The sequence below is a fragment of the Angustibacter speluncae genome (assembly GCF_054777815.1).
Genome location: NZ_BAAHAF010000030.1, coordinates 19,143 through 28,217, shown reverse-complemented (window position 1 = coordinate 28,217; position 9,075 = coordinate 19,143). Strand labels below are relative to the sequence as shown.

The 9,075-nt window shown below is 71.1% G+C and carries 10 protein-coding genes; 5 read left to right on the top strand and 5 right to left on the bottom strand.

All coding sequences use genetic code 11. The annotated features are described in order from the left end of the window. The coding region (locus ACYVKY_RS03325) for an aminotransferase class V-fold PLP-dependent enzyme (RefSeq protein ID WP_460433572.1) at positions 1-744 on the bottom strand (744 nt) is incomplete at its 3' end. A gap of 145 nt (positions 745-889) precedes the next feature. On the opposite strand from ACYVKY_RS03325, the gene ctaC reads away from it, so the two are divergent. From ctaC to ACYVKY_RS03300, 5 genes are all read left to right on the top strand, one after another. Then, positions 890-1,762: a cytochrome c oxidase subunit II gene (gene ctaC / locus ACYVKY_RS03320; protein ID WP_460433571.1), complete on the top strand. Its 873-nt coding sequence runs from the start codon at positions 890-892 to the stop codon at positions 1,760-1,762. After that, positions 1,762-3,504, top strand: coding sequence for a cytochrome c oxidase subunit I (gene ctaD, locus ACYVKY_RS03315; protein WP_460433570.1), 1,743 nt, complete (start codon positions 1,762-1,764; stop codon positions 3,502-3,504). Before ctaC ends, ctaD begins: the two co-directional genes overlap by 1 nt. Then, positions 3,501-3,914, top strand: coding sequence for a cytochrome c oxidase subunit 4 (locus ACYVKY_RS03310; protein ID WP_460433569.1), 414 nt, complete (start codon positions 3,501-3,503; stop codon positions 3,912-3,914). The genes ctaD and ACYVKY_RS03310 overlap by 4 nt, the downstream gene beginning before the upstream one ends. Positions 3,915-3,993: 79 nt before the next feature. Continuing rightward, complete coding sequence (locus ACYVKY_RS03305) at positions 3,994-4,449, top strand: YybH family protein (protein WP_460433568.1); 456 nt, start codon at positions 3,994-3,996, stop codon at positions 4,447-4,449. A 25-nt stretch (positions 4,450-4,474) separates the two neighbouring features. Continuing rightward, entirely contained in the window at positions 4,475-4,867 is a 393-nt protein-coding gene (locus tag ACYVKY_RS03300; RefSeq protein ID WP_460433567.1) for a VOC family protein, read from the top strand. Between the two features lie 152 nt (positions 4,868-5,019). Here ACYVKY_RS03300 and ACYVKY_RS03295 read toward each other — a convergent pair whose 3' ends face one another. The 4 genes from ACYVKY_RS03295 to qcrC form a co-directional block, all read right to left on the bottom strand. Continuing rightward, positions 5,020-5,430, bottom strand: coding sequence for an SRPBCC family protein (locus tag ACYVKY_RS03295; RefSeq protein WP_460433566.1), 411 nt, complete (start codon positions 5,428-5,430; stop codon positions 5,020-5,022). A gap of 121 nt (positions 5,431-5,551) precedes the next feature. Then, a complete protein-coding gene (gene qcrB / locus ACYVKY_RS03290) occupies positions 5,552-7,231 on the bottom strand; it encodes a cytochrome b (RefSeq protein WP_460433565.1) in 1,680 nt (559 codons plus the stop codon). Next, entirely contained in the window at positions 7,228-8,280 is a 1,053-nt protein-coding gene (gene qcrA / locus ACYVKY_RS03285) for a ubiquinol-cytochrome c reductase iron-sulfur subunit (protein ID WP_460433564.1), read from the bottom strand. Before qcrA ends, qcrB begins: the two co-directional genes overlap by 4 nt. Beyond that, complete coding sequence (qcrC, locus tag ACYVKY_RS03280) at positions 8,277-9,065, bottom strand: cytochrome bc1 complex diheme cytochrome c subunit (RefSeq protein WP_460433563.1); 789 nt, start codon at positions 9,063-9,065, stop codon at positions 8,277-8,279. Before qcrC ends, qcrA begins: the two co-directional genes overlap by 4 nt. Positions 9,066-9,075: the final 10 nt, after the last annotated feature.

Genomic DNA, 9,075 nt, shown 5'->3' with positions numbered 1-9,075 from the left:
GGGCCGGTCGGCCGGCACCGACGGGTCGGGCGGGGACGGGGAGCGCCACCGCACGGCGCTGCGCACCACCAGCACCCTCGTGCCGGGCGGGGCGCCGAAGACCCGGACGTCGTCGGCGAGCAGGTCGTAGCCGGGCAGCGGCTCGGTGCCGAGCGCGGCGGCCGCGTCGACCCCGAGCGGCACGCCCGCGTCGCGGCACACGGCGAGGACGTCGTCGACCGGCTGCCGGGTGCCGACCTCGCCGTTGGCCGACTGCAGCGCGGCCACGGCGACCCCCGGCGCGCGGACGGCGGCGGTGAACGCGTCGACGTCGACCCGCCCCCGGGCGTCGACCGCCGCGGCGACGGCGGGCACCTGCGAGCGGGACGCGTGCCAGCCGGCGCAGGAGAGCACGGCGGAGTGCTCGACCACCGAGTGGACGACCCCGGCGCCGGTGCGGGAGCGACCGGCCAGGACGCCGAGCAGCGCGGCGTGGACGGCGGCGGCGTGCGAACCGGTGAGGGCCACCTCCTCGGTGCGTGCGCCCACCGAGGCCGCCACCGACTCGCGGGCACCGTCGAGCAGCAGCCGGGCGCGGCGTCCCTCCCGGTGCAGGCGGTCGGGATCGGCCCAGCCCTCGTCCAGCGCGGCGAGCAGGGCCTCGCGCGCCCCGGGCCGCACCGGCGCCACCTGGGCGGCGTCCCAGAAGGCCCGCGACGCAAGGTGCCCGGCCCCCTCGGGGGTGCCGCCCGCCACGTCCGCCACGCCGGAACCGTAGCCCGCCCCCGCCCGGCCCGGCGGGCGCGGGCGCGGTAGGGTTCGGAGCGTCCACGGAGTCGTCGTCGCCGTGCCGTCCCGCTGCCCGCAGCAGGGGGTCGCGCGAGTGGCGGAAAGCGCAGGGAAGGCCGCAGTGCACCCGGACGACCGAACCCCGACCCGCCCCGCGCGGGCGATCCGACTCGCCGCCGCCGGCGTGCTCGTCGCGCTCGCCACCGCCGGCTGCTCCGCCGAGCAGCTCAGCACCGGCTTCCTGCCGAGCACCCCGGAGACCACCGACCACACCGGCCGGATCATCCACCTGTGGAACGGGTCCTGGATCGCGGCGCTGGTCGTGGGCGCGGTCACCTGGGGCCTGATGATCTGGGCGATGGCGGCCTACCGCCGGCGCAAGCACGAGACCGGCCTGCCGGTGCAGATGAGGTACCACCTGCCGATCGAGATGATGTACACGATCATCCCGCTGTTCATGGTGGGCGTGCTGTTCTTCTTCACCGCGCGCGACCAGAACATCATCATCGAGCAGGACCAGCCCGTCGACGAGACCATCCAGGTCGTCGGCAAGCGCTGGGCGTGGGACTTCAACTACCTCGACCAGGACGTCTACGAGACCAGCGAGCAGGTCGGCGACGTCGGCAGCGCGGTCCAGGAGGACCTGCCGACGATGTACCTGCCCGTCGGGCAGAAGGTGCGCCTCGAGCTCGAGTCGCGCGACGTGATCCACTCGTTCTGGGTGCCGGCGTTCCTCTACAAGGAGGACATGATCCCGGGCCGGCACAACGTCTACGAGTTCACCCCGCAGGTCGAGGGCACCTACGCGGGCAAGTGCGCCGAGCTCTGCGGCGAGTACCACTCCGAGATGCTGTTCCAGGTCGAGGTGGTCTCGCAGGAGGAGTACGACGAGCAGATGGCCCTCCTCGAGGAGCGCGGCCAGACCGGTGCCCTCGAGGTCGAGCTGGGACGGTCGGACAACTTCGAGCGCGAGCTGAGCGAGGACGGCAGCTGATGGCCACCTACGAGTACACCGCCGCCCCGACGACGCCGACGCGGCTCACCACGCCGCGCAAGGAGCGCGCGGGCAACGCCGTGGTCAAGTGGGTCACCTCGACCGACCACAAGGTGATCGGGAACCTCTACCTGGTCTCCTCGTTCGGCTTCTTCCTGCTCGCCGGCGTCATGGCGCTGGTGATCCGGGCCGAGCTGTGGGCCCCGGGGATCCAGGTCGTGCAGTCGAAGGAGCAGTACAACATGCTCTTCACGATGCACGGCACGATCATGCTGCTGCTGTTCGCGACACCGCTGTTCGCCGGTTTCGCCAACGCGATCATGCCGCTGCAGATCGGCGCGCCCGACGTCGCGTTCCCGCGGCTCAACATGTTCGCCTACTGGCTCTACCTGTTCGGCGGGCTGATCGCCTCGTTCGGCTTCTTCCTGCCGTCCGGCGCCGCCAGCTTCGGGTGGTTCGCGTACGCGCCGCTGTCGAACCAGATCTACTCGCCGGGGGCGGGCGCCGACCTGTGGGTGTTCGGCCTGGCGCTCGGTGGTTTCGGCACCATCCTCGGCGCCGTCAACTTCATCACCACGATCCTGTGCATGCGCGCGCCCGGCATGACGATGTTCCGGATGCCGATCTTCACCTGGAACGTGCTCATCACGTCGCTGCTGGTGCTGATCGCGTTCCCGCCGCTGGCCGCGGCGCTGCTCGCGCTGGGCGCCGACCGCCGGCTGGGCGCGCAGGTGTTCGAGGCCGACAACGGCGGCGCCATCCTGTGGCAGCACCTGTTCTGGTTCTTCGGGCACCCCGAGGTCTACATCATCGCGCTGCCGTTCTTCGGCATCGTCTCCGAGATCTTCCCGGTGTTCAGCCGCAAGCCGATCTTCGGCTACAAGTCGCTGGTGTTCGCGACGATCGCGATCGCCGCGCTGTCGGTGACCGTCTGGGCCCACCACATGTACGTCACCGGTGCGGTGCTGCTGCCGTTCTTCGCCTTCATGACGATGCTCATCGCGGTGCCGACGGGCGTGAAGATCTTCAACTGGATCGGCACGATGTGGAAGGGTTCGATCACCTTCGAGACACCGATGCTGTGGTCGCTCGGCTTCCTGGCGACCTTCGTCTTCGGCGGCCTGACCGGCGTCATCCTGTCGGTGCCCCCGCTCGACTTCCACCTGTCCGACAGCTACTTCGTGGTGGCGCACTTCCACTACGTGGTCTTCGGCACCGTGGTGTTCGCGATGTTCGCCGGCTTCTACTTCTGGTGGCCGAAGTTCACCGGGACGATGCTCGACGAGAAGCTGGGCAAGGTGCACTTCTGGATGCTGTTCCTGGGCTTCCACGGCACCTTCTTGATCCAGCACTGGCTCGGGGTGCTCGGCATGCCGCGCCGGTACCCGGACTACCTGGTGTCCGACGGCTTCCAGCTGATGAACCAGATCTCGACCGCCGCCTCGTTCCTGCTGGGCGCGTCGATGCTCCCGTTCGCCTGGAACATCTGGAAGACCTGGCGCACCGCGCCCAAGGTGCTCGTCGACGACCCGTGGGGCCAGGGCGGCTCCCTGGAGTGGGCCACCAGCTGCCCGCCGCCGCGGCACAACTTCACCACCATCCCGCGCATCCGCTCCGAGCGCCCGGCCTTCGACCTGCACCACCCGGAGGTGGCGGCCAAGGACCTCGTGGCGGCCGGCGGCGACGACAAGGGCGGCCTGCGCGAGGTCTACGGCGACGCCGACCTGGGAGGCACCACGTGAGGGTCTCGATCCTGCTGTTCTGGATCCTGGCGGGCTTCTTCGCGCTCTCCGCGGTGGCCTACACCTGGCTGAGCGTCCTGCTCACCGGCGAGGTCGAGTGGGTGGGCGCCGCCGGGCTGGCGCTGGTGACCGGTCTCGCGGCGATGATCGCCGCCTACCTGCAGGCCACCGCGCGCCGGCTCGACCCCGGCCCGGAGGACGACCCGCTGGGCCGCATCGAGGACGCGGCGGGCGAGCAGGGCCACTTCAGCCCGTGGTCGTGGTGGCCGCTGCCGCTGGCGGCCGCCGGTGCGCTGGTCTTCCTCGGTGCCGCCGTCGGCTGGTGGGTCTCGGTCATCGGCGTCGGCATCGGCGTCGTCGGCCTCGTCGGCTGGGTGTACGAGTACTACCGCGGCCAGCACGCGCACTGAGCCCGGCGCCCTCCCGGCGATGAGTCGGGGCGGTTCGTCCGGTCTGCCCTCCGTCGGAGTACCCGAGGAGGAGATGGTGATGTCCCGCGAGACCGCCCACGAGCTCGAGCAGCTGGTGCACGACCGCGCCGCGGCGGTCGACCGCCGCGACGCACAGGCGCTGCTCGCCGTCCAGCACCCGCAGGTGCTCTCGTTCCCGCTGCTGCCGCCGAGCGCCTCCCGCGGCCCGGACGCCACCGCGCAGTCGCTGCAGGCGTGGTTCGAGGGCTACCGGGAGGGGCCGGGCTACGAGGTCCGGCTCGTGCAGGCCCAGGCCGACGGCGACCTCGGCTGGGTCGCGTACTTCTACCGCGTCACCGGGACGCTCACCGCGGGCGACCGGGTGGACATGTGGGTGCGCTCGACGCTGGTGTGCCGCCGCGGCGACGACGGGTGGCAGGTCGTGCACGCCCACGAGTCGGTGCCGTTCGACGCCGCCACCGGCGACGCGCTGCTCACCGAGGGCCCGCCCGAGGACCTGCCGCCCGCCGACTGACGGTCCCGGCGTCTACGGTTTCGCCATGGCGACCTGGTGGACCGTCGGAGCCGACGCGAACGACCCGCAGCGCCTCGCGGCGTTCTGGGCGCGGGCCCTGGGCTACGTGCCCGAACCCGGCTTCGACGGCCCTGACAACGCCTCGATCGTCGACCCGGACGGTCGGGGGCCGGCCATCGGCTTCCTGCGGGTGAGCGAACCGACGACGGCCAAGAACCGGTTCCACCTCGACGTCCGCGTGCTGGGCGACGCCGACTGGAGCGACGACCCCGCCGGCCACGAGCGGGCCGTGCGCGAGCGGGTCGCCGACCTGGTCGACGCCGGCGCCACCGTGGTGCGCGAGGAGTGGTACGCCGAGGGCGTCCTCGGCCACGTCGTCCTGCTCGACCCCGAGGGAAACGTCTTCTGCTGTGCCTGATGGGCTCTGCTGATCGGCTCGCTGGCGCTCGCGCGGGCGTGGCTCCTTCGAGGGTCGGGCCCTCCCGCCTCGACTCGGTCGCTTCGCTCCCTCGCTCGGCGCGCCGGGACCGACCGGAGCCACACCCGGACGGGCTGGTTCGCGCCTGCGGCCTAGGTGAGCCCTCCCAGGCGGTTCATCACGTCGGTCCAGCCCTGTCGGTAGCCGTCGGCGTCGGCGGCGGACGTGACGTCGTGCGTGACGGTGACGAGGGTGCCGCCGTCGTGGGCGGCCAGGTCGACGGTGACGGTGTCCTCGGCGGACAGCGCGTCGCCGTCCTCCCAGACCCAGGTGAGGACGATCCGGTCCGGCTCGTCCAGCGCGGTGAAGACGCCGTGCACGCCCATGCCCACCGCCTCGGAGCGGATCCGGTACGCCCCGCCCACGCGGACGTCGACGGCGTAGGTGGTGTCGGGCCACTGCGGCCACCACCACACCCGCAGCTCGTCCGGGTCCGTCCAGGCGCGGTACACCCGGGCCGGGGGAGCGGGGACGTGCTGGGTCACGACGACGGGTGCGGGCACGAGGACTCCTGGGATAGACACTGAACCGATTGGTTGAGTGTAGCGAGCGAGACGGGAGAACGCGAGAGGGGCCGGCCGGGACGTGCGTCCCGGCCGGCCCCTCCGCGAGGTGGCGACCCGCTCAGCGGCTGATCGACTCCTGGTTGTGCTCGTTCGCCCCGATGGCCTCGTGGCCGCCCTCGAGGGCCGCGTGGTCATCGTGGTGGTGCGCGTCGGCCAGCTCGGCCGGCGTGACGGGCTCGACCCGCTGCTCGAAGAAGAACCGCGACAGCTTCGCGCGGGTGCGCTCGGCCCTGGCGTTGGGCGCCGCCACCCCGTGCTCGTCGACCTGGGTGTCGAGCTCGAGCGGGCGGTAGGAGTCGTGCTGCACCAGCGTCCAGCGCTCGTACTCGTCGAGGGGCGCGTGCACCTCGAAGTACTCGCCGTCGGCGGTGCGCACGACCTGGCCGGTCTCGTGCCCGTGCAGGACCAGGTCGCGGTCCTTGCGCTGCAGCCCGAGGCAGATCCGCCGGGTGATGACGAACGCCAGCGGCGGGAAGACGAACACCCCGATGCGGAACAACCACGTCAGGTCGTTGATCGACAGGTGGAAGTGGGTGGCGATCAGGTCGTTGCCCGCCGCGGCCCACATGATGCAGTACGCCACGATCGCCATCACGCCGAGCCCGGTGCGGGTCGGGGCGTTGCGCGGTCGGTCGGCCAGGTGGTGCTCGCGCTTGTCACCGGTGACCCACTGCTCGATGAACGGGTAGGCCACCATCGCGGTGATGAAGATGCCCGGGATGATCAGCGCCGGGAGCAGCACGTTCAGCGAGAACGTGAAGCCCAGGACGGTGAACTCGAAGAAGCCCGGGAACAGCCGCAGGCCGCCGTCGATGAACCCGATGTAGAAGTCCGGCTGCGTGCCGGCCGACACCGGTGACGGGTCGTACGGGCCGTAGTTCCAGATCGGGTTGATCGAGACCGTCGCCGCCACCGCGACCAGCACGCCGAAGACGATGAAGAAGAAGCCGCCCGCCTTGGCCGCGTAGACCGGCAGCAGCGGGGCGCCGACGACGTTGGTGTTGGTGCGGCCGGGGCCGGGGAACTGGGTGTGCTTGTGCACCACCACCAGGCCGACGTGTACGCCGATCAGGGCGAGCAGCAGGCCCGGGATGAGCAGCACGTGGGCGATGAACAGGCGGGGGATGATCGCCTCGCCCGGGAACTCGCCGCCGAAGATGAAGAACGACAGGTACGTGCCGACCACCGGCAGCGACTTCACGACGCCGTCGATGATGCGCAGGCCGTTGCCGGACAGCATGTCGTCGGGGAGCGAGTAGCCGGTGAAGCCGGCCAGCAGCGCCAGCGACGCGAGGACCGCGCCGATCGCCCAGTTCAGCTCACGCGGCTTGCGGAACGCGCCGGTGAAGAAGACGCGGAACATGTGCACGGTCATGCCGGCGACGAACAGCAGCGCCGCCCAGTGGTGCACCTGGCGCATCAGCAGGCCGCCGCGGATGTCGAACGAGATGTGCAGCGTCGAGGCGTACGCCTCGGACATCAGCGTCCCGTTCAGCGGGGCGTAGGCGCCCTCGTAGGTGGTGAAGCCCATCGAGGGCGTGAACCACAGCGTCAGGAAGGTGCCGGAGATCAGCAGGACGACGAAGCTGTACAGCGTCACCTGGCCGAGCTCGAAGGACCAGTGGTCGGGGAACACCTTGCGCGCGGCGAACTTCACCGCGTGCGAGAGCCCGAAGCGCTGGTCGAGGAAGTCCGCGGTGCTCGCCGCGGCCTTCTCGGTGGTCGTGGTCACGCTCACTCACCCCGCTCGAAGTAGCTGGGTCCGGTCGGTTCGGTGAAGTCGCGCTGGGCGACCAGGTAGCCCTCGTCGTCGACCGTGATCGGCAGCTGAGGGAGCGGGCGCTTGGCGGGCCCGAAGATGACCTTGCAGTGGTCGGTCATGTCGAACGTGGACTGGTGGCAGGGGCACAGCAGGTGGTGCGTCTGCTGCTCGTACAGGGCCACCGGGCAGCCGACGTGGGTGCAGATCTTCGAGTAGGCGAAGATCCCGTCGACGTGCCAGTCCTCACGACCCTCGGGGATCGTGACGTCCTTGGGGTCGAGGCGCACCAGCAGGACGGCGGCCTTGGCCTTCTCCTCGAGGAAGTGCTCGTCGTCGTTCAGACCCTCGGGGATGACGTGGAAGACCGAGCCCTGGGTGACCTCGGCGGCGCGGATCGGGGTGCCGCTCGGGTCGCGGGTCAGCCGGCGCATCCGCTCCTCGCCACCGGTGGCCAGCGGGTCGCCCCACATCGTGTGGGTGAGGGAGTCCTCGGGCAGCGGACCGAGGTCGCGCAGCAGCACCAGCCCGGGCAGCGGGAACAGCGCGAGCGCGCCGAGCATCGAGTTGCGGATCAGCGGGCGGCGGCCGAGCCCGGACTCCTCGCCGCCGGTGCGCAGGATCTCGACGGCCTCGGCGCGGACGGCGTCGCTGCCGCGGATCTCGTGCCGCTCCTCGATGATCTCGGCGCTCGGCATCAGCGTCTTGGACCAGTGCACGATGCCGATGCCGATGAAGAACAGCGACACCGCCATGCCGAGACCCACGGTGAGGGTGGACATCTGGATGGTGGCGAAGGTGTTCTCCGGCACCCAGACGAAGTAGGCGACGATCGCGAACAGCGTGCCCAGGGCCGAGATGGTGAACAGGGCCACGACCTGGCGCTCGGCGTTCTTGGCCGCCTTCGGGTCGACGTCGGCCATGCGGTGCTTGTGCGGCGGCATGCCCGGGTTCTCGAACCGCTCCGGCAGGCCGGCGGCGTCACGGGTCGCGACCGTGTCGGTGCCGTGCTTCTCGAGGTCGCTCACGATGACTTCGCTCCCAGCCAGACGGTGCACCCGATGACGATGATCAGCAGCCCGAGCCAGGCGAACAGGCCCTCGGAGACCGGGCCCAGCGAGCCCAGGGACAGGCCACCGGGGGACGGCTGCTCCTCGACGTACTTGAGGTAGCTGATGATGCTCTGCTTCTCCTCGGGGGAGATGTTGGCGTCGTTGAACACCGGCATCGACTGCGGGCCGGTGACCATCGCCTCGTAGATGTGCTTCTCGGTGACGCCGTCGAGCGCCGGGGCGTACTTGCCGCGGGTGAGCGCGCCACCGGCGCCGACCACGTTGTGGCACATGGCGCAGTTGGTGCGGAACAGCTCGTTGCCCTCGGCGAGGCGCTCGTCGTCGTCGACGACCTCGAGGTACTCCTCGGCCGGGATCGCCGGGCCGGGGCCGAGCGACGCGACGTACGCCGACAGGTCGGCGACGTCCTGCTCGGAGAACTTCACGTCCTTCTCGGGGGCCTGCGGAGCGGTGGCCTCCATCGGCATCCGGCCGGTGCCCACCTGGAAGTCGACCGAGGCGGCGCCGACGCCGATCAGGCTCGGCCCGGCCTCGCCGCCCTGGGCGCCGGGGCCGTGGCAGGTGGAGCAGTTGGCCTGGAACAGCTTCTCGCCGTTCTCGACCGAACCGCTCGCCGTGGTGGACGCGTCCGCCTCCTGGGGCGCGGCCACGGCGTAGGCGCCACCGGTGACGAGCAGCCCCAGCATGAGCAGGACCACTCCCGCGAGCGGATGGCGCCGGCGGGCGGCGAGTGCCTTCACGTTCTCCTCG

What these genes read in the sequence shown, in the direction of transcription:
- ctaD (WP_460433570.1), top strand. Translation starts at nt 1,762, where the DNA reads ATGGCCACCTACGAGTACACCGCCGCCCCGACGACGCCGACGCGGCTC.
- ACYVKY_RS03305 (WP_460433568.1), top strand. Translation starts at nt 3,994, where the DNA reads ATGTCCCGCGAGACCGCCCACGAGCTCGAGCAGCTGGTGCACGACCGC.
- ACYVKY_RS03300 (WP_460433567.1), top strand. Translation starts at nt 4,475, where the DNA reads ATGGCGACCTGGTGGACCGTCGGAGCCGACGCGAACGACCCGCAGCGC.